The organism is Janibacter sp. GXQ6167 (genome assembly GCF_041365945.1).
GTDB lineage: Bacteria > Actinomycetota > Actinomycetes > Actinomycetales > Dermatophilaceae > JBGFSK01.
On record NZ_JBGFSK010000001.1, the window covers coordinates 158,153 to 182,303 of the forward strand.

At 68.2% G+C, this 24,151-nt stretch carries 23 protein-coding genes; 15 read left to right on the forward strand and 8 right to left on the reverse strand.

Features of this window, described 5'->3' with window-relative positions; genetic code table 11:
• The first annotated feature begins 104 nt into the window (after positions 1-104).
• The 5 genes from AB8K43_RS00725 (at position 105) to AB8K43_RS00745 (ending at position 5,178) form a co-directional block, all read left to right on the forward strand.
• Positions 105-1,760: an AMP-binding protein gene (locus AB8K43_RS00725; RefSeq protein WP_370891162.1), complete on the forward strand. Its 1,656-nt coding sequence runs from the start codon at positions 105-107 to the stop codon at positions 1,758-1,760.
• Between the two features lie 124 nt (positions 1,761-1,884).
• On the forward strand, positions 1,885-2,751 hold the full coding sequence (locus AB8K43_RS00730) for a diacylglycerol kinase family protein (RefSeq protein ID WP_370890364.1): 867 nt from the start codon (positions 1,885-1,887) through the stop codon (positions 2,749-2,751).
• 22 nt (positions 2,752-2,773) lie between these two features.
• The gene (locus AB8K43_RS00735) at positions 2,774-3,241 is read left to right on the forward strand and encodes an SRPBCC family protein (protein ID WP_370890366.1); all 468 of its coding nucleotides are present in this window, start codon (positions 2,774-2,776) and stop codon (positions 3,239-3,241) included.
• A gap of 302 nt (positions 3,242-3,543) precedes the next feature.
• Positions 3,544-4,599 (forward strand): hypothetical protein, encoded by a 1,056-nt coding sequence (locus tag AB8K43_RS00740; protein ID WP_370890368.1) that lies wholly within the window; start codon positions 3,544-3,546, stop codon positions 4,597-4,599.
• A gap of 54 nt (positions 4,600-4,653) precedes the next feature.
• On the forward strand, positions 4,654-5,178 hold the full coding sequence (locus AB8K43_RS00745; RefSeq protein WP_370890370.1) for an ASCH domain-containing protein: 525 nt from the start codon (positions 4,654-4,656) through the stop codon (positions 5,176-5,178).
• Positions 5,179-5,220: 42 nt separating this feature from the next.
• Here AB8K43_RS00745 and AB8K43_RS00750 read toward each other — a convergent pair whose 3' ends face one another.
• Both AB8K43_RS00750 and AB8K43_RS00755 read right to left on the reverse strand, forming a co-directional pair.
• Positions 5,221-5,745 carry a ferritin gene (locus tag AB8K43_RS00750; RefSeq protein WP_370890372.1) on the reverse strand — a complete coding sequence of 175 codons (525 nt, stop codon included), beginning with the start codon at positions 5,743-5,745 and terminating at the stop codon, positions 5,221-5,223.
• 25 nt (positions 5,746-5,770) lie between these two features.
• Positions 5,771-5,968 carry a hypothetical protein gene (locus AB8K43_RS00755; RefSeq protein ID WP_370890374.1) on the reverse strand — a complete coding sequence of 66 codons (198 nt, stop codon included), beginning with the start codon at positions 5,966-5,968 and terminating at the stop codon, positions 5,771-5,773.
• 142 nt (positions 5,969-6,110) lie between these two features.
• Between AB8K43_RS00755 and AB8K43_RS00760 the strand changes: the two genes are divergently transcribed.
• Together AB8K43_RS00760 and AB8K43_RS00765 are read left to right on the forward strand one after the other, a co-directional pair.
• The gene (locus tag AB8K43_RS00760) at positions 6,111-7,289 is read left to right on the forward strand and encodes a PLP-dependent aspartate aminotransferase family protein (protein WP_370890375.1); all 1,179 of its coding nucleotides are present in this window, start codon (positions 6,111-6,113) and stop codon (positions 7,287-7,289) included.
• A gap of 148 nt (positions 7,290-7,437) precedes the next feature.
• Positions 7,438-8,124 (forward strand): HAD family hydrolase, encoded by a 687-nt coding sequence (locus AB8K43_RS00765; protein WP_370890377.1) that lies wholly within the window; start codon positions 7,438-7,440, stop codon positions 8,122-8,124.
• Here the strand turns inward: AB8K43_RS00765 and AB8K43_RS00770 are convergent.
• On the reverse strand, positions 8,105-9,328 hold the full coding sequence (locus AB8K43_RS00770; RefSeq protein WP_370890378.1) for a sterol desaturase family protein: 1,224 nt from the start codon (positions 9,326-9,328) through the stop codon (positions 8,105-8,107). The genes AB8K43_RS00765 and AB8K43_RS00770 overlap by 20 nt on opposite strands.
• 148 nt (positions 9,329-9,476) lie before the next feature.
• On the opposite strand from AB8K43_RS00770, the gene AB8K43_RS00775 reads away from it, so the two are divergent.
• From AB8K43_RS00775 to AB8K43_RS00785, 3 genes are all read left to right on the forward strand, one after another.
• The gene (locus AB8K43_RS00775) at positions 9,477-9,734 is read left to right on the forward strand and encodes a hypothetical protein (protein WP_370890379.1); all 258 of its coding nucleotides are present in this window, start codon (positions 9,477-9,479) and stop codon (positions 9,732-9,734) included.
• Positions 9,731-11,020: a hypothetical protein gene (locus AB8K43_RS00780; RefSeq protein ID WP_370890380.1), complete on the forward strand. Its 1,290-nt coding sequence runs from the start codon at positions 9,731-9,733 to the stop codon at positions 11,018-11,020. Before AB8K43_RS00775 ends, AB8K43_RS00780 begins: the two co-directional genes overlap by 4 nt.
• A gap of 93 nt (positions 11,021-11,113) precedes the next feature.
• Positions 11,114-11,704 (forward strand): TIGR00730 family Rossman fold protein, encoded by a 591-nt coding sequence (locus AB8K43_RS00785; protein ID WP_370890382.1) that lies wholly within the window; start codon positions 11,114-11,116, stop codon positions 11,702-11,704.
• Positions 11,705-11,834: 130 nt separating this feature from the next.
• Here the strand turns inward: AB8K43_RS00785 and AB8K43_RS00790 are convergent, their stop codons facing one another.
• Entirely contained in the window at positions 11,835-12,623 is a 789-nt protein-coding gene (locus tag AB8K43_RS00790; protein ID WP_370890384.1) for an HAD-IIA family hydrolase, read from the reverse strand.
• A gap of 208 nt (positions 12,624-12,831) precedes the next feature.
• On the opposite strand from AB8K43_RS00790, the gene AB8K43_RS00795 reads away from it, so the two are divergent.
• Entirely contained in the window at positions 12,832-14,340 is a 1,509-nt protein-coding gene (locus tag AB8K43_RS00795; protein WP_370890386.1) for an amino acid permease, read from the forward strand.
• Between the two features lie 51 nt (positions 14,341-14,391).
• Complete coding sequence (gene fumC, locus AB8K43_RS00800) at positions 14,392-15,789, forward strand: class II fumarate hydratase (protein ID WP_370890388.1); 1,398 nt, start codon at positions 14,392-14,394, stop codon at positions 15,787-15,789.
• A 67-nt stretch (positions 15,790-15,856) separates the two neighbouring features.
• Here fumC and AB8K43_RS00805 read toward each other — a convergent pair whose 3' ends face one another.
• From AB8K43_RS00805 to AB8K43_RS00815, 3 genes are all read right to left on the reverse strand, one after another.
• The gene (locus tag AB8K43_RS00805; RefSeq protein ID WP_370890390.1) at positions 15,857-16,297 is read right to left on the reverse strand and encodes a tetratricopeptide repeat protein; all 441 of its coding nucleotides are present in this window, start codon (positions 16,295-16,297) and stop codon (positions 15,857-15,859) included.
• A gap of 44 nt (positions 16,298-16,341) precedes the next feature.
• Positions 16,342-16,905 carry a nucleosidase gene (locus tag AB8K43_RS00810; RefSeq protein WP_370890392.1) on the reverse strand — a complete coding sequence of 188 codons (564 nt, stop codon included), beginning with the start codon at positions 16,903-16,905 and terminating at the stop codon, positions 16,342-16,344.
• A 65-nt stretch (positions 16,906-16,970) separates the two neighbouring features.
• A complete protein-coding gene (locus AB8K43_RS00815) occupies positions 16,971-18,116 on the reverse strand; it encodes a CapA family protein (protein ID WP_370890394.1) in 1,146 nt (381 codons plus the stop codon).
• Positions 18,117-18,227: 111 nt separating this feature from the next.
• Between AB8K43_RS00815 and AB8K43_RS00820 the strand changes: the two genes are divergently transcribed.
• Entirely contained in the window at positions 18,228-19,757 is a 1,530-nt protein-coding gene (locus tag AB8K43_RS00820) for an amidohydrolase (RefSeq protein WP_370890395.1), read from the forward strand.
• A gap of 296 nt (positions 19,758-20,053) precedes the next feature.
• Here the strand turns inward: AB8K43_RS00820 and AB8K43_RS00825 are convergent, their stop codons facing one another.
• Positions 20,054-21,229, reverse strand: coding sequence for a S1 family peptidase (locus AB8K43_RS00825; RefSeq protein ID WP_370890397.1), 1,176 nt, complete (start codon positions 21,227-21,229; stop codon positions 20,054-20,056).
• A gap of 278 nt (positions 21,230-21,507) precedes the next feature.
• Here AB8K43_RS00825 and AB8K43_RS00830 point away from each other — a divergent pair, with 278 nt between their 5' ends.
• Both AB8K43_RS00830 and AB8K43_RS00835 read left to right on the forward strand, forming a co-directional pair.
• Positions 21,508-23,418, forward strand: a complete 1,911-nt coding sequence (locus AB8K43_RS00830) for a DUF294 nucleotidyltransferase-like domain-containing protein (RefSeq protein ID WP_370890399.1) — start codon at positions 21,508-21,510, stop codon at positions 23,416-23,418.
• On the forward strand, positions 23,415-24,119 hold the full coding sequence (locus AB8K43_RS00835) for an exonuclease domain-containing protein (protein ID WP_370890401.1): 705 nt from the start codon (positions 23,415-23,417) through the stop codon (positions 24,117-24,119). The genes AB8K43_RS00830 and AB8K43_RS00835 overlap by 4 nt, the downstream gene beginning before the upstream one ends.
• Positions 24,120-24,151 lie beyond the last annotated feature (32 nt).

The window sequence follows — 24,151 nt, forward strand, 5'->3', positions numbered from 1 at the left end:
GGGCCCGGACCAGAACTGGGAGGCGGGATGGGCCTGGCATCAATGGCGAGCGCGTGGCCATAATCGCCGGTGGGGCCCGGCAACGGCGTCGGGCCCGGATCGGGATGGACCAGGAGCGCGACGTGACGACCCTCGACCCCAAGCTGAGCCACACCGCCGGTGAGACGACGGTCCCGTTGATCGAGCAGACCATCGGGGACAACCTCGACGCGGCAGCCGCAGCCTTCCCCGATCGGGACGCGCTCGTGGATGTGAGCGCGGGGCGGCGCTGGACCTACGCGCAGTTCCAGCGCGATGTCGACGCGTTGGCCCGTGGCCTGATGGCGGTCGGGATCGAGGTCGGTGACCGGGTCGGGATCTGGGCGCCGAACGGACCCGAGTGGGTGCTCCTGCAATACGCCACCGCGAAGGTCGGCGCGATCCTCGTCAACATCAACCCCGCCTACCGCACGCACGAGGTCGAATACGTCCTGAAGCAGTCCGGGGTCCGCATGGTGGTCGTTGCCGCCGAGCACAAGGGCAGCAAGTACCCGGCCATGGTCGAGCAGGTGCGCGACGAACTACCGGATCTGACGTCGGTCGTGGTGATCGGCGAATCCTCCTGGGATGACCTCGTCGGGAAGGGGGATGCGGTCTCCCCTTCGGCCCTTGCCGAGCGTGCCGCTGGCCTCAGCCCGGACGACGCGATCAACATCCAATACACATCGGGCACGACGGGCTTCCCGAAGGGGGCGACCCTCTCGCACCGCAACATCCTCAACAACGGCTTCTTCGTCGGCGAAGGGTGCGGTTATACCGAGCAGGACCGGGTCTGTATCCCCGTGCCCTTCTATCACTGCTTCGGAATGGTGATGGGCAATCTGGCCGCGACGTCCCACGGCGCCTGCATCGTGATCCCGGCGCCCTCCTTCGACCCCGCGGCCACCCTGCGAGCGGTCCGCGAAGAGCAGTGCACCTCGCTCTATGGCGTGCCGACGATGTTCATCGCGCAGTGGTCGCTCATCGAGAGCGGCGAGGCCGACATCGAGGATCTTGCGACGGTCCGCACCGGGATCATGGCCGGGTCCCCGTGCCCCGCCGAGCTCATGCGCAAGATCATCGACGCGGGCATTAGCGATATGACCATTTGCTATGGCATGACCGAGACCTCGCCGGTCTCGACGCAGACCTTGCCGGGCGACCCCTTCGAAGCGAAGGTCGGGACCGTCGGCCGCGTCGGTCCGCACCTCCAGATCCGCGTCGTGGACCCGGTGAGCGGCACGCCGATGGACCGGGGAGCGTCCGGCGAGTTCCAGACCAAGGGCTACTCCGTCATGCTCGGCTACTGGCAGGACGACGAACGAACCGCCGAGGCCATCGAGGATGGCTGGATGCGCACCGGCGACCTCGCGGTCATGGACGAAGAGGGGTATGTCCAGATCACCGGGCGGATCAAGGACATGGTGATCCGCGGTGGCGAGAACATCTACCCGCGTGAGATTGAGGAGTTCCTCTACACCCACCCGGACATCCTCGATGCCCAGGTGATCGGGGTCCCCGACCCGCGCTACGGGGAGGAACTGATGGCGTGGCTGCGGATGAAGCCCGGCGCCACTCCGCTCACCGCCGAGTCCCTCCGTGAGTTCTGCACCGGCCAACTCGCCCACTACAAGATCCCGCGCTATGTCCACATCGTCGAGGACTTCCCGATGACGGTGACCGGCAAGGTGCGCAAGGTCGAGATGCGCCAGCAGGCCCGCGAGCTCCTCGGTCTTAGCTGACCTCCTCCTATCGCCTCGTTCTCGCCGGGCGCTACGATCTCGAATCCGAGTGGTCGGTGCGCCGGGAGTCGCGAGCCGATCCTCTCGCCCCCCGTGATCGCACCCCTTCGGAAAAAAAGGACCGATGCGCCGCGCCATCCTCGTCGTCAACCCGGTCGCCGGTGGCGGCCGGGCGATGCGGGAACGCGCGTCGGTCGTGGAGGCGCTCGGCGGGGCCGGATGGTCCGTCGAAGAGGTCATCGCCCAATCTCCGGAGCACGCCACCTCGATCGCAGCAGGCGCGGGGCTGGGCGATGTCGTCGTCTCGCTCGGAGGTGACGGGCTGCTCGGGCTCGTCGTGAAGGGGGCCGTGCGCTCCGGTTGCGCGGTGGCTCCCTTACCCGCTGGGCGCGGCAACGACTTCGCCCGTTTCGTCGGGATCACCGCCGATGCCGCCACCGCAGCCGCGGGGCTCGCGAGCGCCGCGGAGCGGGTCGTCGATGTCGGCTGGGTGGGCGAGACCCCCTTCCTCGGCGTGGTCACCATCGGCTACGACAGTCTCGCCAACACCCTGGCCAACGAGGCGAGCTTCATGCGCGGATCGCTCGTCTACGTCGTCGGGGGCGTGCGGGCCCTGATGAAGACCCGCCCGACGCCGATCACTCTCACGGTCGATGGCGAGGACCACGAGCTCAGCGCTTGGAACGTCGCCATCGGTAACTCCGGCCGCTACGGCGGCGGACTCCACGCCGCGCCGGACGCACGCCTCGACGACGGGTTGCTCGACGTGGTCGTTGCTGACGGGGCGATGTCCCGCACGCGATTTGTCGGCTATCTCGTGCGCCTCTTAGCCGGTCGCCACCTTGGCTACCGAGGGGTGCGCACGTGGCAAGCGCAGGCAGTGCGGGTGTCGAGCACCGAGCGGCTCGTGGTTTTTGCCGACGGCGACCCGGTTGGCACCCTGCCCGTTGACCTCACGGTGAGCCGGGCCGCATTGCGAATCCTGGCCTGACCAGCCGCTACCGTCAGGGAGCATGAGCGACGTCAACCCCCTGATCGAAGACCACATCGAGATCGCGGCCAGCCCCGAGCGGGTCTGGAGCATCGTGAGTGACCCCCGTGTGATGGGCGGGCTCTCCCCCCAGGTGGTGCGCACCCTGATCAAGGGTGAGGACCCGATCGGCCTCGGGACACGGACGGTCAACATCAACCGTCGTGGCTTCCTGGTCTGGCCAACGCGCGGGAAGGTGATCCGCTTCGAGCCCAATCATGAGTACGCCTACCGAATTAAGGACAACAAGGCGATCTGGGCCTTCGTCCTCGAGCCAACCGCCACCGGCACCCGGCTCACGCACCGCCGCGAGGCCTCTGACGGCCTCACCGATGTCTCTATTCGCCTGCAGGACAAGGTTCTTGGCGGCACGGCTCCCTTCGAGGCCGAACTCCTCGACGGGATCGGCACCACCTTGCGGCGGGTCAAGGAGTTGGCCGAACGGCAGTAACGATCTGGGTACTTCTCCCCATCGCCACAACCATTGGCGCCCCCCTAACGTCTAAGTCGTGAAGGGCGGTCCCGGCAGGGGATGGCAAGGGGCCGGCCTTCACCCGGGCGCCGCGATCCGGGAGGGAGCACCGAGCGGTTGTCCGGGTCGTGGCCCCGGGGCGCGACGCGTGGGGCGGGACTTGCAGGGGGAGTCCCGCCCCACTGCTCGCATCCTGGGAAAAACCACGACGGGGAGTGCTCCCCACCACGAGGGCGGCGAAACCTCTGGGAGCGGGCGTGGGGATATGTCACGATGACGCCATGACGACTCCCGGTGACAACAACGGTGGCCAGCAGAACCCGCCTCCCCCCTTCGGAGACGGTCAGCCGCACGGTCAGCAGCCGCCGCCGCCCGCCGAGGCTCCGACGGAGCACCTTCCGCCCGGCGCGGATGAGGAGACGACCCGCCGCCTGCCGGCGAACGAGCAGGATCAGGGTGCGTCCTACGGCGGTTATGGCCAGCAGCCGGGATACGACCAGACCCAGCAGTACGGCCAGCAGGGGTACGGCCAACAGCCGGGATATGACCAGACCCAGCAGTACGGGCAGCAGGGGTATGGCCAGCAGCCCGGCTACGACCAGGGGCAGCAGTATGGCCAGCAGGGGTATGGCCAGCAGCCGGGATATGACCAGACCCAGCAGTACGGGCAGCAGGGGTATGGCCAGCAGCCCGGCTATGACCAGGGGCAGCAGTACGGCCAGCAGGCCTACGGCCAACAGCCGGCGCCATACGACCAGCAGCCTCCCAAGAAGAAGACCGGACTGATCATCGGGTTGATCGCGGGTGCGGTCGCACTGCTTCTCGTGCTCGGGATCGGCGCCCTGTTTGCCTTCGGCGGCAACAACGACGACGAGCCGACGGCGAGCGACACCACCACTTCGCAGCCCACGACGACCCAGCCGAGCACGACCGAGCCCACGACCTCGGAACCGACCACCACGGAGCCGACGACCGAGCCGACGACGGATTCCACCCCCACGACGGGCTCCGGTACGGCGCTCCCGGACTCCTTCGACGGTTGGACCAAGGTGGACTTCGGCGGGACCTCCGAGCCGGGTGCCTCGGATGTGGCGGCCTACCGCAAGGGCTCTCAGGTCGCGAGCGTCGTCACGATGACGGGCCTGCTCGCTGACCCCAACAACTTCGAGAGCGTCTGGTCCGACACCGAAACGGTCGATGGATACCGCTGCGGGACCACCGGGTCGATGCCTCAGTGCGTCTCCACCAAGGACGGCACGCTCTACCTCGTGAGCGCGGCTCAGGGCTCGAAGCAGGACGCCGCGGCCTTCATGGGGGCGCTGCTCAACGCGGTGTGATGTTCTGCTGACGTTGAGCCTGCGGGGTCGTCCCGCTGTGCGACCATCGGGTCCATGAGCGAGCAAACGGGCGCGACCCCGCAGGCGAACGACGAAGAACTCGACGCCTTCTGGGAGTTGGCTCGCCGGCACATCGAGGCCGGGAGCGTCACGGCCTACACGGGGGAGACGCCGCTGGAGCGGCTTCGACCGCCAGCCTGGGCCTTCGGGGCGACCCCGGCGCAGGCGGATCAACTCCTCGCCCTTGTCCTCGCCGGGACCAAGACCGCGACGGCCGGTGCCTACTGGGACTACGAAGCGTCCGACGAGCCGCTGCCGGAGGTCGGGACCCTCGGGATCGTCCTCGACGGAGCGGCGCATCCGCGGGCTCTCGTCGTCACCACCGAGGTCAGCGTGACCCCCTTCGACGAGGTCGATGAGATGCACGCCTTCTTAGAAGGTGAAGGGGATCGGACGCTGCGCTACTGGCGCGACGTGCACGAGAGCTTCTTCCGGGCCTACCCCGAACACGACCGGGGGTTTGCGCCGGATATGCCGGTGGTGCTGGAGCGCTTCGACCTGCTCTACGCCGGAGAATGAGGAAGGGGGAGCCGCGCTGGCTCCCCCTTCATCATCGGTCGATCAGGCGTCGGCGACCGGAGGGGCGGTCGGGTCGGCGCCACCGGCACCCTGCTCTCGCTCGACATAGGACTCGATGTCATCGAGGTCGTCACGATTGCGCTCGACGATCGCGAGGAGATCCTGCATGGTCGAGACCTCTTCGACCTGCTCCTTGATGAACCACTGCATGAACTGCTCGGCGGCGAAGTCGACCTCTTCGCGGGCGATCCGGGCCAGGGTGTGGATTTGCTCGGTGACCTCACGCTCTTGCGCCACCGCGAGTTCGATCGGCGCGACGACATCGGCGAAGGTGGAGATCGGCGCCGGCGTCTGCGGGATCTCTACGGCCGCGTCGGTGTCCAGCAGGTAGCGGATCATCATCATCGCGTGGTCGCGCTCCTCGCGCGCCTGCTGGTAGAAGAAGGACGCCATCTGCGGCATCGTGAGGGAGTCGTAGTAGATCGCGACCGCGAGGTACTGCTGGTGCGCGGCGAACTCGTTCCCGATCTGGGTGTTGAGTTGGGCGACGAATCGGGTATCGGTCATGGGCTCAAGTCTCGCAGGTTGACGCTCAGGCGGCCTTCGGCAGCGAGCGCCGGTGCTTCTTCTTGACGTCCTTGACCTTGACGAGCTTGCGCTTAAAAACGGTGTACTCCGGCGGCATTTTGCCGTCGGCGAGCAGCCGGATCGGGCACGATGAGCACCGCTTCTTCTTTGCGCAACAGGTGGCCTTGACCTTGGTCTTGCCGACCTTCACCTTCTTCCCCACGGACCGCACTGTACTCAGACTTAGGCTTACCTCACCACTTGAGTTCCGCTCTGCGGTCCGGAGAGGCCCACGTGGAGTGGTCCGCGGCGGCCGATCCTGGGCGCCATGCGCCGGACCCCCTTCGTGGTCCATGATGTGAGCCATGACACATTCCGACACCACGGCCGTCCACGGCGGGCGCGAGGATCTCGCGGCCCTGGGCGTGCACGTCCCCCCGATCGACCTGTCCACGACCTACCCCGTGAGCGATCTCGACTCCGGTGGCGCGTCGTATGAGCAGATGGCGACGGGCGGGCGGCCCGAGGAGGGCGCGAGCCTCATCTACCAGCGGCTCTGGAACCCCAATGTCGACCGCTTCGAGCGCGCCCTCGCCGATCTCGAAGGGGCCGATGAGGCGGTGGCGTTTGCGTCCGGGATGGCCGCGCTCACCGCGACCTTGATCGCCTGTGTATCGGCGAAGACGCCGCATGTCGTCGCGGTCCGACCGATTTACGGCGGCTCGGATCACCTGCTCGCGACCGGTCTGCTCGGGACCCGTGTCACCTGGACGAGCGCGGACGAGGTAGCCGAGGCGCTGGAGTCCGATACCGGTCTGGTCTTGATCGAAACCCCCGCGAACCCCTCCCTCGACCTCGTCGACATCGCCGCCGTCGTCGAGCAGGTCCATGCCCGCAGCCTCGACCTCGGGCGGGAGGTGCCGGTCATGGTCGACAACACCTTCGCGACGCCGGTGTTGCAGCAACCGGTCCAGCTCGGGGCGACGCTCTCCATGCACTCCGCGACCAAGTACCTCGGCGGGCATGGGGATCTGATCGGCGGGGTGGTCGCGACGACCTCGGAGTGGGCGACGCGGTTGCGTTCGGTGCGCGCCCTCACCGGCGCGCTGCTCCACCCCCTCGCGGCCTACCAACTGCACCGCGGCTTGCAGACTCTGCCGATCCGGGTGCGTGCCCAGCAGGCGACTGCCGAGCGGATCGCGGCGTGGCTAGCCGAGCACGACCTGGTCGAGCGGGTCACTTACCCCGGGCTCGAGGGTGACTCCCCGCTCATCGGCAAGCAGATGCTCGGGGGCGGGGCGATGGTGGCGTTCGCGCCGAAGGGCGGATACGCGGCGGCCGCGGAGGTCGTGCGCCGGTGCCAGTTGATCACCCACGCGGTCTCGCTCGGCGGCGTCGACACCCTGATCCAGCATCCGGCCTCGCTCACCCACCGGCCGGTCGAAGCCGAAGCCAAGCCGGGCGATGACCTGCTACGTCTCTCGGTCGGGCTAGAAGCCCTCGAGGACCTCCTCGACGACCTGGACCAAGCCCTCCGCGGCTAACCCACGCGACACCCCCTTCCCGCCCCGACCCCCTTCCTGCCCTGAGCCCCCCTTCCCCGCCCGACTTTGCTTAAGCACGTCCTTGATGCTCACCCTCGAGGCTGAGCATCAAGGACGTGCTTAAGCAAAGGCAGGAAGAATGGGGAGGGTGAATGCTGACTCTTCGACGCTGGGTTCTTTGCAAGGGCGGGTCTTTGACGCCGTCATCTTCGATAACGACGGCACGCTCATCGACTCGACGGGACCGGTCGAGCGGTCCTGGACCCAGTGGGCTCACGAGCACGAGGTCGACCTCGGGGACCTCCACCGGCTCCACGGCAAGCCGGCCGCCGCGATCGTGCGGATGCTGCTCCCGGGCGACGATGTTGACGAGGCCCTGGCCCGAGTGGACGAGCTCGAGGTCGCCGATGTCGACGGTGTCGCCGCGCTGCCGGGATCGCTCGACGCGCTCGCGGCCTTGGCGGGCCCACCGCAGCGCTACGCGATCGCGACCTCGGCGACCGGTCCGCTCGCCGATGCCCGTCTCGGGGCGGCCGGGATCGCCCATCCCGACGTGCTCGTGACCGTCGACGACGTCGAGCACGGCAAGCCCGCGCCGGACCCCTTCCTCCTCGCCGCGTCGAGGCTTGGCGTCGATCCGACGCGCTGCCTCGTCGTCGAGGACGCGGTCGCCGGCATCACCGGTGCCCGCGCCGCGGGTTGCGCGACCCTCGGCGTCACGACGACGACCGACGTCGAGCACCTCATCGCCGCGCAGGCGGACGCCGTCGTGCGCGACCTCGCCGAGGTGGTCTTTACCGTCGGGGACGCCGGGATCACGATCGCCCGGCGTTAATCCCTTCCGCCGGATCGGCGACCTGGCCGCTCGCGAGCAGTTCTTCGCGGCGCCGATAGGCCCAGCCGGGCCCGCGCAGCACGAACCCGAAACGGTCCCGCCAGGTCTGCGAGTTCGCGATGTCGCGAGCCATGTCCCGCCACTCATGGGTTGCGATCGTGCCCACATTGAAGGTGTCGATATTGCGGGTGAGTCCATAGACGACGCGCTCGCGCTCCGGCTCGAAGGTGCCGAAGAGCTTGTCCCAAATGATGAGGATCGAGCCGTGGTTGATATCGAGGTACTGGCGTTGCGAGCCGTGATGAGCGCGGTGGTGTGACGGGGTGTTGAGGATGCGCTCGAGCGGACCGATGGAGCGGATCGCCTCGGTGTGGATCCAAAACTGATAGATCAGATTGAGCGCCCGCGCGTCTTCGATGAGGCGCGGGCGCACCCCGACCAGCGCGAGGAGGCCGTACGGCACCGCCATCGTGAAGCCCTCGGCGACGGGTTGGCGCAGCGCCGTCGACAGGTTGTAGCGCTCGCTCGAGTGGTGCACGACGTGCACGGCCCACAACCAGCGGCTCTCGTGCGAGAGGCGATGGTTCCAGTAGTAGATGGCGTCCCACCCGAGGATCGCGATGGCGAGCGCGGCCTTGCCGCTGCCGAGGTCGAAGGGGGACCAGCGGGCGAGGCGGGTCGCGCTCGTCTGGGTGGTCCACAAGGTCGCGGCGGCAAGGGCTGCGCTTCCGACTGCGGCCACGGCGGTGCGGCCGGAGAGCTGACCAAGGGCGTCGATTCGCGACCGGACGAGGACCGGCTGCGCCGATGAGCTCCCGGTGAGGGCGCCGGGTTGCTCGTCGTCGTCGTCGCTCTGCGGGTCGTTCGGCAGCGTCCCCGCGTCGAGGAGCCCGCCGTTCGCTCGGCGCCGTTGCCACACGTCGGCAGCGGTCGTCGCCACTGCGGCGATGACACCCGCCGTGACCAGGGCCTTGCCCCATCGGCCCGAAACCGGAGTGATCTTGCGCAGCAGTGGCGTCGTGACAAGCGGGACCACCAGGCTGCCCACCCCCATCGCGAGGCTCGCGATGGTGTCATGGAGCTCATAGTCCCCGGCACGTTCCTCGCCTTCGGCGACGGGGTTGCGTCGTTGCCACGCATACTCGGCCGCCATCGCCCCGACGAATCCGGGGATGGCAAGCACCGTCAGGTCCGGCCGAGCCATCGACTTCTCCTCTTCCTGATCGCGCGCCCGTCGAGGACGCGTTCACAACCTACCGGGCAGTACGCCGGTACCGGAGGACATCCGGTCGCCTCAAGCGAGCACCCCCAGGGATCTGGTCGACCGTCGACGGCGTGCGAGGATCGCGCTCATGACTGATGGCCCGAACCACGAGCCCGCACCCGACGGGCCGCCGCTCACCTCGCTCGCCGGGCCACTGCTCGCGGGAGCCGCGATCGGGATCATGCCGACGGGCCTTGCCTATCTCGCGGGCGTGGGGGCCGAGATCGCGACCGCAATCTATGTCGTCACGACCATCCCAGCATCGGCAGCGATCGCGCTCGCCCGCTTCGGGGCCGGTCGCTCGCGGTCAGCGCAGGAGACGCTGCGCGAGGGAGAATCGTCGTGACGATCCGTCGCCTCTGCATCTTCACCGGTTCCACTCGGGGCGCCGATCCTGCCCTGGTCGAATCGGCGGAGGGAATCGGTCGCGGCCTGGGGTGGGGAGCACGGTCCTTGGTGCTCACACTCGCTTTCACCACAGCGTTAGGCGCATGCGGGATGTCGGGTGACGCCAAAGCGAAAAACCCCCTAGCTGACAACTCTGTGATGCCCAGGGATGCAACGCTGGGCGATGCGCAATTCGCCTTTTTTGTTGGGCCACAGTTCGACGAGATGGTGAGCAACCTGGGTCAGGAGAGATGGCCGCCGGGGTACGTCGTGCTCGTTGACGCCGATGGCTCACACCGACCGATCCGCACGGCACGTATGGACATGATGCGCCCGGCATGGGCGGGCGCGGGGCTGGCCTTCGGCGACGAGAAGGCCGATGTCGTCGTAGCGCGCCACAAAGCGTCGGTTCGCCCAAGCCCGAAGGATCCGGCACAGAACATGATGTTCGCGATGCCAGATGGTCGGTTCATTGGCGTCTACCGTGCCGCCCCGGAGGGCAGTGATGTGCTGTCGTCCAATCGAATCGTCGAATCCGGCGAGGGGGCGCGCGGTCCCTACGAGCTGCCGTTGAACGCCTTTACCGGTGCCCGATGTGGCAAGCGCATCTTCGGCCTGGTTGAGGAGGGTGCCGCCGATGCCGACGAGGGTGCAACTGAGCGACTCGTCCTGATGTATCCCGGGCAGGAAGGCACGTCCCCCCGAGAGATTGGGTCTCGGCGGGTGGCGTCGGGGGGCACCTCAGGGTTCGAGGTGGAGTGTCCGGATTCGGTGATGACCTACCTGTCGCGGCAGCCAACGGCGGACGGCCGGGGCAAGCCCGTGATCGTGTCCTGGGATGTTGACTCGGGGGCGGTGACGGAGAAGCCGCTGCAGTCGACCTCCGGCGAAGCGCTCGGGTTCGACCTTGCGCCGAGTTCGAGCTGGCGCAAGGGGAGGTTGGAATGGGTGCACCAGGACGGATGGGTGTACCGCACTGATCCGGAGACCGGGCGGAGCGAGCGCGCCTTCGATACCGGATTGCCGGAGGACGAGTCCCAGGAATCGTGGGCGATGTTCACGTTCTCGGATCGATACCTCCACATCTTGCGCGCGGCGTCCTACAACACCGGGCACTTGGAGTACCGCCGCTTAAATCGTGCAGACGGAAAGCCGGTTCAAACCATCGAGACCAAAGTCCCGAGCGGCAGCGTCAACGTGGCCGACCTGAATCTGTCCGCGTTGGTGGTCCCACCCGACCGTTAAATGACCGGTCAGGTTCGCCGCGAGTGGTGAGCGCGTCTTGGTTAGGGACATTCGCCGACCGATCCCGCCGCGGTACGTGCGAGGATCACGGCCATGATCCGCCGCTTGTGTGTCTTTACTGGCTCCACCCGGGGCGCCGATCCTGCCCTGGTCGAATCGGCGGAGGAGATCGGTCGCGACCTTGCGCGACGGGGGATTGGCCTGGTCTACGGAGCTGGCGGTGCAGGCCTCATGGGCGCGGTGGCCGAGGGCGCGATGAGCGAAGGGGGTGAGGTGATCGGCGTCATACCGCGCTTCATGGTGACGCGCGAGTGGGGGCGCGATGACCTCACCGAGGTGCACGTGGTGCAGACGATGCACCAGCGCAAGGCGATGATGGCGGACCTATCCGATGCCTTCCTCGCCCTACCGGGCGGGCTCGGCACGCTCGAGGAGATCTTCGAGGTGTGGACCTGGCGCCAGATTGGGCTAATGGACAAGCCGCTCGGTTTCCTCGACCTGCCGACGCAGACCGGGGAGGGTTTTTGGCAGCCGCTGCTGACCGCCCTTCGAGGGCTCGTCGACGCAGGGTTCGTCAGTCAGGCAAGCCTCGACGCGATCGTCGTAGCGCCGACCCTGGACGAGGCCCTCACGCGATTCGCCGAACGCGGCACGAGCCCGGCCCTGCTGCGGCCCGGCAGCTGACCTGGGAAAAAGATGGTGATCCGAAGGGTGCTGCAGCGCTTACGCGCGGTGCTGGCTCAGCCGATCGAGGCCCGACGCGAGGCTCGGCATGCTCAGGGTGCGTGGGTCGGCACCCTTGGCACCCCAGGCGCTACTCGCTGAGTTCAGCGACGAGCGGGACGACGTCAGCGATCGAGTCGACGACACGCGTCGGCCGATACGGGAAGGTCTCGATCTGGTCCGGCCGGGTCGACCCCGACTGCACGAGGATCGTGCGCAAGCCTGCTTCAAGCCCGGAGATGATGTCGGTGTCCATCCGATCGCCAATCATCACGGTGGTCTCGGAGTGCGCCTCGAGTCGGTTGAGGGCGCTGCGCATCATCAGCGGGTTGGGTTTGCCGACGTAATACGGCTGGCGCCCGGTCGCCGTCGAAATCAGCGCGGCGACGCTGCCGGTGGCCGGGAGCGTGCCTTGCGCGGACGGCCCGGACGGATCGGGGTTGGTCGCGATGAAGCGGGCTCCCCCTTCGATCAAGCGGATCGCCTTGGTAATCGCCTCGAAGGAGTAGGTGCGAGTTTCGCCGAGCACGACGTAGTCGGGGCTGCGATCGGTCATCACGTAGTTCGCGTCGTGCAACGCGGTCGTGAGGCCCGCTTCGCCGACGACGTAGGCGGTCCCGCCGGGGCGTTGCTCGGTGAGGAAATCGGCGGTCGCGAGCGCAGAGGTGAAGATCGCCCCTTCGGGCACATCGATCCCACTGATCAACAAGCGGGCGCGCAGGTCGCGCGGGGTGAAGATCGAGTTGTTCGTGAGGACGAGGAAGCGTCGACCGGACTCCTTCAGTGCCTCGATGAAATCGGCGGCGCCCTCGATCGGGTCCTCCTCGTGGACGAGCACTCCATCCATGTCGGTTAGCCAGGTCGTGATCGGTCGCGTCATGGGGGCCATTGTCCCCGCCGAAGGGGGTGAACGGCGAGCCGCGCCCGGGACCCCTCGGGGGCCATCGCCGTCGACACTGGGGAGCGCGCTGAAGCCGCCCAGAAAACTCGTGCGGCTCGGCATCTATACGCCGGGGTTTGCACGGTTCTAGAGTTCGGCTGGGCCCACGAGCGTTTCTCGCAAGGCCCGGGAGGGTGAGGAGCGCCAGATGAATCTGTTTCGGACAAAGTCGATCGAGCAGACGATCTTGGAAGGGGATGAGCCGGAGTATCAGCTGAAGAAGAAGCTGACCGCGCTCGACCTCACCGTTTTCGGTGTCGGCGTCGTGATCGGTGCCGGCATCTTTACCGTTGCCGGTCGCGCCGCGCACGAGCTCGCCGGTCCGGCGATCATCGTGTCCTTCATCGTCGCCGCGCTCTGCTGTGGTCTCGCGGCCCTGTGCTACGCCGAGTTCGCCTCATCGATCCCGGTCAGCGGATCGGCGTACACCTTCTCCTACGCCTCCCTCGGGGAGATCATCGCCTGGATCATCGGCTGGGACCTGCTGCTCGAGCTCATGCTCGGTGCCTCGGTCGTCGCCCAGGGATGGTCGGCGTACCTGGGCGTCTTCCTCGGGCAACTCGGCATCACGATCCCTGAGGGCATCGCGTACGGGTCGAGTTTTGACCTGCCCGCCTTCGTGCTCGTCGCGCTGCTGACCCTGCTCGTCAGCGTCGGCATCAAGGAGTCAATGCGGGTCAACATGGCGCTGGTCGCGCTCAAGGTCTTCATCGTCGTCTTCGTCATCATCGCGGGACTGTCCTACGTGAAGACCTCGAACTACACCCCCTTCATCCCCGACGCGGTTCCGGCCGAGGCGAAGGGGGCGTGGAAGGCGCCGCTCATCGAGACGATCTTTGGCCTCAGCCCGACCGCCTTCGGCGTGACCGGGATCTTCGCCGGCGCCAGCCTGGTCTTCTTCGCCTACATCGGCTTCGACGTGGTCGCGACCACGGCCGAAGAGGCGAAGAACCCCGGCCGGGACCTGCCCCGCGGCATCATCGGCTCGCTCATCATCTGCACGATCCTTTACTGCGCGGTCGCGCTCGTGATGACCGGCATGGTCCGCTACGACCAACTCTCCTCGGAAGCATCGCTCGCGAAGGTCTTCACCGACGTCGGCAGGCCCGGATACGCGACGTTGATCTCGGCCGGTGCGGTCGCAGGTCTCACAACCGTGGTGATGACCCTGCTCATCGGGGCGAGCCGTGTCATCTTCGCGATGTCGCGGGACTGGCTGCTGCCGCCCTCCTTCGGCAAGGTCAACCACAAGACCGGCACGCCCGTGCGCATCACCGTCGCGATCGGCACGCTGATCGCCTTCGTCGCCGCGTTCACGCCCGTCGGGGAACTTGAGTACATGATCAACATCGGGACCCTGAGCGCCTTCTTCCTGGTCTCGATCGCCGTGCCCGTGCTGCGCAAGCGTCGTCCCGACTTCCCGCGCGCCTTCACGGTCCCGCTGAGCCCGTGGCTGCCGATCCTCTCGGCCCTCATCTGCGGCTACCTCATGCTGACCCTGCCGCTCGAGACCTGGGTGCGTTTCCTGATCTGGCTGGTCATCGGCTTCGGCATCTACTTCGCCTACGGCTACCACCGCTCGCGCCTCGCGCGAGACCCCGACTACGGGGAGCGAGTCATCGCCGAGGCGCGGGCCAAGTCCGCGCAGGAGGAGTAAAGGCGGTTCCACTCGGATCGCCGCTCAGGCGGTGCGGGTAGCGTCGTGGTCATGGCGACGACACGGACCGAGACCGACAGCATGGGCCAGATCGAGGTGCCCTCCGACCGGTACTGGGGTGCCCAGACCGAGCGGAGCCTAGAGAACTTCGACATCGGCCGCGACACCTTCGTGTGGGGACGGTCGATGATCCGTGCCCTCGGGCTGCTGAAGAAGGCGGCCGCGCAGGCGAACGCCGAACTCGACCAACTCCCTTCGGAGACAGCCGAACTCATCACCCGAGCCGCCGACGAAGTGATCGCCGGCGAGCTCGATGACCACTTCCCGCTGGTCGTCTTCCAGACTGGGTCGGGCACGCAGTCGAACATGAACGCCAACGAGGTGATCGCCAACCGCGCGATCGATCTCGCGGGCGGCACGCTCGGCAGCAAATCACCGGTCCACCCCAATGACCACGTCAACCGCGGGCAGTCGAGCAATGACACCTTCCCGACGGCCATGCACATCGCGGTCGCGCTTGACCTCGTCGAGCGTCTCGACCCGCAGGTCACCCGGCTGCGCGAGGTCCTCGCCGAGAAGGCCGAGGCTTACGCCGATGTCGTGATGGTCGGGCGGACCCATTTGCAGGACGCGACTCCGGTGCTCCTTGGTCAGGTCATCGGCGGGTGGGTCGCCCAAATCGATGCCGCGCTCGCGGGTGTCCATCACGCGGCGAAGGGGGTGCACGAGCTCGCGATCGGGGGCACCGCCGTCGGGACGGGCCTGAACGCTCACCCCGACTTCGGGGCGCGGGTCGCCGAGCATCTCGCCGAGGCGACGGGGTCCCCCTTCGTCCAAGCGCCGGACCTCTTCGCGGCGCTCTCGGCGCATGATGCGTTGGTGCAGGTCAGCGCGGCGCTGCGCACCCTCGGCGGCGCGCTGATGAAGATCGCCAACGATGTCCGTTGGTACGCCTCGGGGCCGCGCAACGGCATCGGCGAGCTCCGGATCCCGGAAAACGAGCCGGGCAGTTCGATCATGCCGGGGAAGGTGAACCCGACCCAGGCCGAGGCGCTCACGATGGTCGCCACCCGCGTCTTTGGCAATGACGCGACGGTCGCCTTCGCGGGCAGCCAGGGCAACTTCCAGCTCAACGTCTACAAGCCGGTCATGGCGCACGCGGTGCTCGAATCGATCCGGCTGCTCGCCGACGGGTGCCGCTCCTTCACCGAGCACTGCGCGGTCGGGATCGAGCCCGAGACCGAGCGGATCGAGGCCAATCTCGCGAGCAATCTGATGCTCGTCACCGCGCTCAACCGGCACATCGGCTACGACAAGGCGGCGGCGATCGCCAAGCGGGCCCACAAGGAGGGCACGAGCCTGCGCGATGCAGCCGTGGCCGAAGGTGTCGACGGCGGTGACTTCGACGCCTGGGTGGTCCCGAAGGACATGACCCACCCGAGCGCTTAAAGGGAAGGGCGGTAACGCGCCCAAGGGAGGGGGAGCGCGTTACCGCCCTTCGTCTCAGCGGGGAGAGCTAGATGCCCTCGTCGCTGACGTCGGCGCGGGGGGATTCGTCGACGTCGTACCCGCCGAGCAGCTGCGCCAGGCGAAGAGGCCCTCGGGCCTCCTCGGCACGCCCGGCGCGCTGGAGGGAACGGCCCAGCAGCAGGTGCGCGTAGGCATCCTGCGGTGATTCGGCGATCACATCGCGGGCCGCGCGCTCGGCGCGTCCCAACTGGGCCGTGTGGAAGTAGGCACGAGCAAGAAGCAGGCGCGCATCGCTTAGGCCATGGCCAACCGGGTCGGCGTGGGTCGAGGTCTCGTCCGGCTGGTCCGAGGTCAGGCCGGCACGAGCCGCCGCGACATCGGTGAGGAGCTCTTCGAGCTCCCGGGCGGCCTGCGCGTACTGACCGTCCTCGAAGTAGCTGCGGGCGAGGTCGTACCGCTCGTAACCGTGGACATTCGTGGGGGTCATGTCCTCAGTAACGCGATACCTCCCCGGGTTTGTTCCGCGGGGGTTCAGTCGCCGTCGGCGAGCAGCGCGCCTACCCATTCGCCCAGAGCACGCGCGCTCCCATCGACCGCAGCGTTCCAGTCGTGGGCGGTGTCATCGGCGTTGTCGGAGACGTGCTTGATCAGCCGTACCGGGACGCCAAAGGCCCGGCAGGCGTACGCCACCGCGTAGCCCTCCATGTCGACCAGGTGCGACTCACGGGCGAGGCGCTCGCGCACCAGCGGATCGGTGACGAAGAGGTCGCCGCTTGCCAACGTCGTGGGAAGGGAGGAATCGAGGACGAGGCGCTCCTGCGGGTTATAGCCAAGGGCGCGGATCGAGGGCGCATTGATGTCGTGGTTGATCACGGTGCCGATCTCGTGCAGGCCGGTCACGCCCTCGCGGAGCGCGCCAGCGGTGCCGATGTTGATCACGGTGAGGTCGGTGCGGTCGCCGTATTCAGCGAGTGCTCGAGTGACGGCGACCGCCGCAGAGGTCTTGCCGATCCCGGTGATGAGCAGGGGCAGCGTCGGCGGGAGGTAGGCGGCCTCGACCTCCAAGGCGGCGACGGCGAGATAGCGGCGGCTCATGAAGCGACAGTCAACCAGGCCCCCCTTCGTCTCCGACGCGACGGCGAGAACGTGGGGGGAGGGGATCAGGATTCGTCGGGGGTGTCCCGGGCGGGAGTGCAGGCGCGGGCCTGCTCCCAGATCGCGTGCAATCGGTCCTGGTTGGCTTGGTCCGGGATGCGTGGCACGCCGTCTGCGTTGATCAGCATCGGGGTCCAGGTGGCCTTGCGGACCAGGGGCGAGCCCGAGCGGGGTTCGCGCTCGGCAGGCACCTTCAGGCTCAGGGTGAGGACACCGGTGCGCGACGAGGGTTCGTCCGCTCGATAGAAGACAAAATTGCCGAGCCCGTAGGCGACATAGGCGTCACCGACCCAACCGGCGCCGTTGACCCGGTGGGTATGACCCCCCGCGATGACATCGGCGCCCGCTGCCTCGAGCTCTCGCGACAGGGTGATCGAGGCCTCGTCCGGGCAGTCGTTGGGCTCGATGCCCCAGTGCAGGTAAACGACCACCACATCGTGGGTAGCGGCCGCCTTGCGGGTCTCGGCGACGATGCGCGTGGAGTCCAAGGCATTCGCCACACCGGGTTTGCCTGGTCCCGCGGAGTGATCCGTCAGTGTCTCCTCAAGCACCTGGTCGCCGTTCAGCACCGCGACCTTGACCCCCTTCACCGTGAGCGACGCAGGTGCGAAGGCCTCGTCGGCGTCCTCGCCGATCCCGATGATCGGCACGGGGGAGCGCTTCTTCGCCGCCATCGTGTCGGCGAACCCATCCAGCCCGAAGTCGACGGCGTGGTTGTTGGCCATCGCGATCACGTCGACGCCGGCGCGCTCCAGGATCGGCAGGACCCGCTCGGGAGCTCGGAAGGTGAAGGTCTTCCCCGGCAGCGGCGTCCCGCCTTCGGTGATCGCGGTCTCGAGGTTGACGACCGCGAGGTCGGCCTTGCCGAGGGTCGCATTGAGCTCGCGCAGGCTGTCGGGCCGGTCGACGAGCGGGCGGACGAAACCCTCAAAATGGACATCGCCCCCGAAGGCCATCGTGATCCTGCGCGGCGCCCTGGTGCTGGTCGGCGACGGTGTCGTCGAAGGGGACGCCGAGGCCTGACCCGGGTCTTCAGTGGTGGTCTGTTCTGGTGCGGTTTCGCTCCCTTCGCCCGTCGGGGCCGCCCCGGCGCAGGCCGTCATGGCCAGGGCAACACCAATCAGCAGCGGGACGGCGAATCGGCGCGACATAGGTGACACCGTAGGCGACCGTCGCCCGACGGGCTGTCCACAGATCCGTCCGCGGCTCGTCGAAACGGCTCGGGTGCGAGAAGGGGGCGAACTGTCTCGTAGGGTGCCGCCATGGCGGAGCGGACCCTCGTGACCGGCGCGCGGCTGGTATCTCTCGGCGGCGCGCCCTGGGGCGTCCCTCCCGGGCAAGAGCCGGCGCTTGACGTGCGGATCGAGCGCGGTGTGATCACCGAGGTCGGTCCGCGCCTGACCCGCCATGGTGAAGAGGTGATCGATGCCGGTGGTCGGCCGGTCATCCCCGGTCTGTGGGATGCGCACGTCCACCTCGGGCAGTGGGCCGCTGCTGGAGCGCGCTGGGATCTCGCCGGGACCGAGAGCCCGGAGGCCGTCACGGCCCTCCTCGCCGATCGGCTGCATCTGGCGACTGGGCAGATGTCGCCGCAGACCCCCGTGCTGGAGGGCTTCGGCTATCGCACCGCGAACTGGCATCGGCAACCGAGTACCGCCGAGCTCGACGCGGTCGTCGGCGACCGACCCGTGGTCTTGATCAGCGGGGACTGCCACACCGGGTGGTTGTCCTCGGCGGCCTACCGCCTCCTTGGTGAGGAGCCGCGGGCCGGCGCGGTCGATGAAGACGAGTGGTTCGATCTCTACTTCAAGATCGAGCAGTTGCCGATCCCGCCGGAGCGACTTCGGGAGCGCTACGCGCGGGTGATCGAGGGTGCGGCGGCGCTCGGCGTCGTCGGCATCGTCGACCTCGAGTTCGCCGACGGGTGGATGGACTGGCCCGATCGGTTTGCCGACGGTCTCGACGCGCTCCGGGTCCGGACGGCCACCTATCCGCCCGGCCTGAACGCGGTGATCGCCGCGGGCCTACGGACCGGTCAGCCCCTCCACCCCAGCGGGCTTCTCGAGATGGGGCCGCTCAAGGTGATTTCCGATGGCTCGCTCAACACGCGAACCGCCTACTGCTGCACCCCCTTCGTCACCGACGATCACCTGGAGCACCCGCGCGGCAAGCTCAACGTGGATCTAGCCGAGCTCACCGCGCTGATCGGCCGGGCCCACGAGCACGGCCTCGAGTCCGCCGTTCACGCGATCGGCGATGCCGCCCTCGCGGGAGCCCTCGACGCCTTCGAGGCGACCGGCGCGCGGGGGAGCATCGAGCACGCCCAGCTCGTCGATTTCGCCGATCTGCCGCGGATGGCCCGCCTCGGCGTGCGCGCGAGCGTCCAACCCGCGCATCTCCTCGACGACCGGGATACCGCCGAATCCATCTGGCCCGACCGGCTCGATCGGTGCTTCGCGTACGCCTCGATGCGGCGCTCGGGCGTCGAGCTGCGCTTGGGCTCCGATGCTCCCGTCGCGCCGCTCGACCCCTGGCTTGCCATGGACGCCGCGGTCCGGCGCACACCGCTCGGACACGGCCCCTGGTCTCCGCACGAGGCCCTGACGCCAGGGCAGGCGCTCGCCGCCTCCACCGATGGTGTCGTCGCGATCGAACCCGGCGGCCGGGCCGATCTCGTGCTGCTTGACGATCACCCCCTTCTTGCTGCCGACCCTGGGGCAGGGGGGCCAGGGCTTGCCGGAGTCCGAGTTGCGGCGACGATCCGCGCGGGCGAGGTCACGTACGGCGGGTAGGGCCCGGGACGCAAAGGGAAGGGGGTCTGCGCCGAGGTGACCGGCGCAGACCCCCCTCCCTTAGCCAGGCCCGTACCGCGCCACCCCTCGTCGTCATGTCTGTGCCGAGGTGACCGGCGCAGACCCCCCTCCCTTAGCCAGGCCCGTACCGCGCCACCCCTCGTCGTCATGTCTGTGCCGAGGTGACCGGCGCAGACCCCCCTTCCTTAGCCAGGCCCGTACCGCGCCACCCATCGTCGTCATGTCTGCGCCGAGGTGACCGGCGCAGACCCCCCTTCCTTACTGATGGCGCGGAATTAGCGCATCGTGTTGAGCGTGACGCCGTAGTAGTTCGCGGCGTCGACGACCGGCTGGTAGAAGGAGTACGAGCCGGCGGCGTAACCACGGTTGAAGCCGCAGCGCACGCCGACGGGCCCACCAGAGGTCATGCCCTGGGCGAGGTTGCCGGCGCCGAGGTACGCGCCACCGGAGTCACCGCCCTGGCTGCAGACGCTGGCCTCGGCGAGACCCGAGACCACGGTGCCGTCGTAGTTGACGGTGCGGTTGTAGGCCTTGATCTGACCGCAGGTCCAGCCCGTGGTGTTCCCGGCCTTGCAGATGTCCGTGCCGATGGCACCCTTGCTCAAACCGCGGACCGGGTACATCCCGGAGTGGCCGCGGCTGTCGACCTGGGGGATGCCGCGGTTGCCGGCGGAAATGGTCATCAGGCCCATGTCGACGCTCGACGAGCCGGTCCGGAAGCGGCTGTGCGTGCCCTGCCCAAGCAGCTGACCCGCGGCGTTAAAGACCCGCGGGAGGCTCTCGACGCAGTGACCAGCCGTCAGCAACACGGCCCGGCCGTTGCGGTCGGTGCCCGTGTAGCCCAGGGAGCAGTTGCCGCCCGAGCTAAGCCGCATGATCTGGCCCGGGACGACGTCGGCGTGCGTCTCGAGCTTGTCGCCGACCGTCACCGTAACGCCTTCCATGGCCTTCAGCGAGGACACCAGAGCGCTCGGGGCGTCCTTGCTCACGCGGACATCGACGGTGCCCTTCGGCAGGTTCGGGCCGACGGTGAGGATGTGCTTCGAGCGTGCTCCGGCGGCCTTCAGGACCTTCTTGGCGCGCGCGTCGAGGGTGCTCTGGCCGGCGGCCCGCGACGGGGTGAGGCCCGCGGCCCGGACCTTCTTGCTCGCCGCGGCGTCCTTGACGACCACGACGAGCTTGGTGTCGTCGAAGTACGCACCATCGGTCGAGATCCCTTGGCGCTCAAGGCGATCCAGGGCGGCCTGACGGTCGCGCTTGGTGTCGACGTACTCCTTGGCCTCCTTCTTGCTGATGTTCTCCCGCTTCATGATGTAGTCGGTGACGGGGTCCTGCGTGGCGACCTTTTCGGTCGGGTCGGGGTCAGGGTTGGCGTGTGCGGTACTCGCCGAGAGCGTGGTGATACCGAGCGCGATCGCGCCACCAACGGCGAGGGGGATGCGTACCTTCATGCCGAACTTCTCCTCCACTTGGGTGAACCGAAAAAACGGTGGGAGAGACGCTAGCCAGGCCGGAGGGGGTAACGGGGCTTTACCGCCTCGTTATTATTTTGTTTTCTGATCGTGATGGTCAGAATCGTCGCGCTGCGCTAGTCGAAGGGGGCGAAGTGCACCTCCCGCGATGACTGGGCGGCGCGGGCGTGACCGGTGGTCGAGCGCACGGTGACGGTGACCGACGCGGGGTCGATCGGACCTTCCCACACGATCGGCCGCTACGCCAGGGTGGATCCATGAGCGACGACCGCGGCAATGGCGCCGACATCGAGCTGACCGAGGTCCGAGATTTCCTCGCCGAGCACCAGCCCTTCGACGCCCTTCCCGAGCGCGACCTGCGGCGGCTCGCGGCGGCGATGACCGCGCGCTATCACCGGAGAGGGACCGCGCTCATGGCGGTGGGCCAGGACAACCACGACCTGATCGTGGTGCGCTCCGGGGCGATCGAGATCCGCGACGCCGACGGGGGTCTCATCGGCCGAGGCGCGGAGGGAGAGACCGTCGGAACCACCACCCTCGTCGGCGGGAACCCATCGCGGTTCTCGGTCACCGCGATCGAAGACACCTTGGCGCTCCACCTCCCCGCGGCTCACTTCCACGAGTTATCCGGTGCGCACGCCGACTTCGCCGACTTTTTCGACGAGCAGCGTGCCGATCGGATCGGGGCCGCCGCGCGCTCGACGGCTACCACCGACCATGGGGACGCGATCTTGAAGACGAGCGCCAGCGACCTGGCGCGCCGCGCTCCCATCACGGTCACCGCCGAGGTGTCCATCGCCGAGGCTGCGCGGGTGATGACCGGGCACGGCGTGTCCTCGCTCCTTGTCGTCGACGGCTCTGAACACGATCCGATCCCCGGCGTGCTCCGGGGGATCGTTACCGACCGCGATCTGCGCGGGCGGGTGCTCGCCGCGGGGGTCGACCCCGATGCTCCGGTCGCCACGGTGATGACCGTCGATCCGGTGACTGCGCCCGTCGATGCGCTCGCCTTCGAGGTGCTGCTCGCGATGGTCGAACGCAATATCCACCACCTCCCGCTCGTCGACGCCGATGGCGCCCCCGTCGGGGTCGTGACGACGACCGACCTGATGCGCCTGGAGCGGGCCAGTGCCGTCCACCTCGTCGGGGATATCGCCAAGCAACACGACGTCGGCGGGGTCGCGGCCGTGGCGCGCCGCATCCCGGCACTCGTCGAGCATCTCGTGGCTCAAGACGCCTCGGCCGGGGACATCACGAGGATCGTGACGGCCGTCGGGGATGCCGTCGAACGCAGGATCATCGACCTCGGGATCGCTTCGCTCGGGCCAGCGCCGGCCCCCTTCTGCTGGATGGTCCTCGGCTCCAAGGCTCGCTATGAGCAGGCTCTTGGCAGCGACCAGGACCACGCGCTGATCCTCTCCGATGACCTGCCCGAGGGCGCCGATCAGTACTTCGCGGCGCTCGCCGACTTCGTCGTCGAGGGGTTGGTGGAGGCCGGGTACGTCCGCTGCCCTGGTGATGTGATGGCGACCAATCCTCGCTGGCGCCAGGGCATCACGGCCTGGCAGCGCGAGTTCACCCGGTGGGTCACCGAGCCGACCTCCGATGCCGTGCTCACCGCGTCGATCTTCTTCGACTCCCGGGCCCTGCGGGGCGACCATTCGCTCCACACCCAGCTCGCCGATCACGTCATGTCTCTCACCCCGAACGGCAAACGCTTCCTCGCTCATCTCGCCAAGGAAGCGGTGGCGAACGAACCACCGCTCGGCTTCTTCCGCGGCTTCGTCCTCGCTAAGGAGGGCGACCACAAGGACACCTTGGACCTCAAACGGGGCGGCATCGGCGCGATCGTCGAGCTGGCGCGGGTCCATGCGCTCGCGAAGGGGTTGGCGCCGGTGAATACCGAAGCCCGCCTGCTGGCCGCGGCCGCGGCGGGGTCGATGAGCCAAAAGAGCGCCGACAACCTGATCGACGCCCTCGAGTTCATCGCCCACGTCCGGCTGGTGCACCAGGCGCGGCAGGTGCGGGCCGGCGCGAGTCCGGATAACCACATCGGTCCGGGCGAACTCACCGCCTTCGAGCGGGGCGCGCTGCGCGATGCCTTCCAGATCGTGCGGTCCGCGCAGCAGGCGCTGACCCAGCTCTTCCCGCTGAGCGTGGTCTCGTGATCCTCTCCCGCTTCCGATCGCCGCAGCGGCGACGGGAGAAGGCCGCCCGGTCCGCTCCGGCCGGGCCGCTTCGTGACTACCTGGCGACCCCCTTCCCCGAGCCGCACACCCCGCTCACCGAGCTCCCGTTGCTCGCGATCGATGTCGAGACGACCGGGCTCGATGCCGCGACCGATCACGTCCTGAGCGTCGGTTTCGTCCCGGTCGATGGGCTGGCGATCCGCCTGGGCGAGGCGCGGCGCGTGGTGATCAGCGCCGGGGTTGACGTGGGGCAGAGCGCCATCTTCCATGGCCTCACCGACGACGCGATCGCCGAGGGCGTGGCGCCGCAAGAGGCCCTGGAGGTGACCTTGAAGGCCCTGGCCGGGCGGGTGCTGCTCGCGCACCACGCCGAGATCGAGACCAGTTTCCTCGCTGCTGCGTGCCGTCGCGTCTACGGCGTTGAGATGGTCGCGAGCCCGGTCGACACCCTGGCCCTGCAGCACCGGATCGTCACCTCGGGGATCGGCGCGGTCGAGGAGCCCACGCCCGGCTCGCTGCGGCTCTGGGCGGCACGAGAGCGGTTCGGGCTGCCGCACTATCGGGCGCACGAAGCGCTCGTCGACGCGCTCGCGTGCGCCGAGCTCTACCTGGCCCAGGCCGCCGAGCTCGAGGCGATGCGCGGCGCCCCCTTAACCCTCGCCGACGTCAGCGCCCGCTAACCCCCTTCGTCCTCACTTTGCTTAAGCACGTC

Bases quoted from the DNA above. Each gene is read 5' to 3' on its own strand.
- AB8K43_RS00760 (WP_370890375.1), top strand. From the start codon at position 6,111: ATGACACATTCCGACACCACGGCCGTCCACGGCGGGCGCGAGGATCTC.
- AB8K43_RS00775 (WP_370890379.1), top strand. From the start codon at position 9,477: ATGACTGATGGCCCGAACCACGAGCCCGCACCCGACGGGCCGCCGCTC.
- AB8K43_RS00815 (WP_370890394.1), bottom strand. From the start codon at position 18,116: ATGTCGCGCCGATTCGCCGTCCCGCTGCTGATTGGTGTTGCCCTGGCC.
- fumC (WP_370890388.1), top strand. From the start codon at position 14,392: ATGGCGACGACACGGACCGAGACCGACAGCATGGGCCAGATCGAGGTG.
- AB8K43_RS00745 (WP_370890370.1), top strand. From the start codon at position 4,654: ATGAGCGAGCAAACGGGCGCGACCCCGCAGGCGAACGACGAAGAACTC.
- AB8K43_RS00810 (WP_370890392.1), bottom strand. From the start codon at position 16,905: ATGAGCCGCCGCTATCTCGCCGTCGCCGCCTTGGAGGTCGAGGCCGCC.
- AB8K43_RS00805 (WP_370890390.1), bottom strand. From the start codon at position 16,297: ATGACCCCCACGAATGTCCACGGTTACGAGCGGTACGACCTCGCCCGC.
- AB8K43_RS00730 (WP_370890364.1), top strand. From the start codon at position 1,885: ATGCGCCGCGCCATCCTCGTCGTCAACCCGGTCGCCGGTGGCGGCCGG.
- AB8K43_RS00790 (WP_370890384.1), bottom strand. From the start codon at position 12,623: ATGACGCGACCGATCACGACCTGGCTAACCGACATGGATGGAGTGCTC.
- AB8K43_RS00725 (WP_370891162.1), top strand. From the start codon at position 105: ATGGACCAGGAGCGCGACGTGACGACCCTCGACCCCAAGCTGAGCCAC.
- AB8K43_RS00825 (WP_370890397.1), bottom strand. From the start codon at position 21,229: ATGAAGGTACGCATCCCCCTCGCCGTTGGTGGCGCGATCGCGCTCGGT.
- AB8K43_RS00740 (WP_370890368.1), top strand. From the start codon at position 3,544: ATGACGACTCCCGGTGACAACAACGGTGGCCAGCAGAACCCGCCTCCC.
- AB8K43_RS00830 (WP_370890399.1), top strand. From the start codon at position 21,508: ATGAGCGACGACCGCGGCAATGGCGCCGACATCGAGCTGACCGAGGTC.
- AB8K43_RS00750 (WP_370890372.1), bottom strand. From the start codon at position 5,745: ATGACCGATACCCGATTCGTCGCCCAACTCAACACCCAGATCGGGAAC.
- AB8K43_RS00735 (WP_370890366.1), top strand. From the start codon at position 2,774: ATGAGCGACGTCAACCCCCTGATCGAAGACCACATCGAGATCGCGGCC.
- AB8K43_RS00820 (WP_370890395.1), top strand. From the start codon at position 18,228: ATGGCGGAGCGGACCCTCGTGACCGGCGCGCGGCTGGTATCTCTCGGC.
- AB8K43_RS00785 (WP_370890382.1), top strand. From the start codon at position 11,114: ATGATCCGCCGCTTGTGTGTCTTTACTGGCTCCACCCGGGGCGCCGAT.
- AB8K43_RS00770 (WP_370890378.1), bottom strand. From the start codon at position 9,328: ATGGCTCGGCCGGACCTGACGGTGCTTGCCATCCCCGGATTCGTCGGG.
- AB8K43_RS00795 (WP_370890386.1), top strand. From the start codon at position 12,832: ATGAATCTGTTTCGGACAAAGTCGATCGAGCAGACGATCTTGGAAGGG.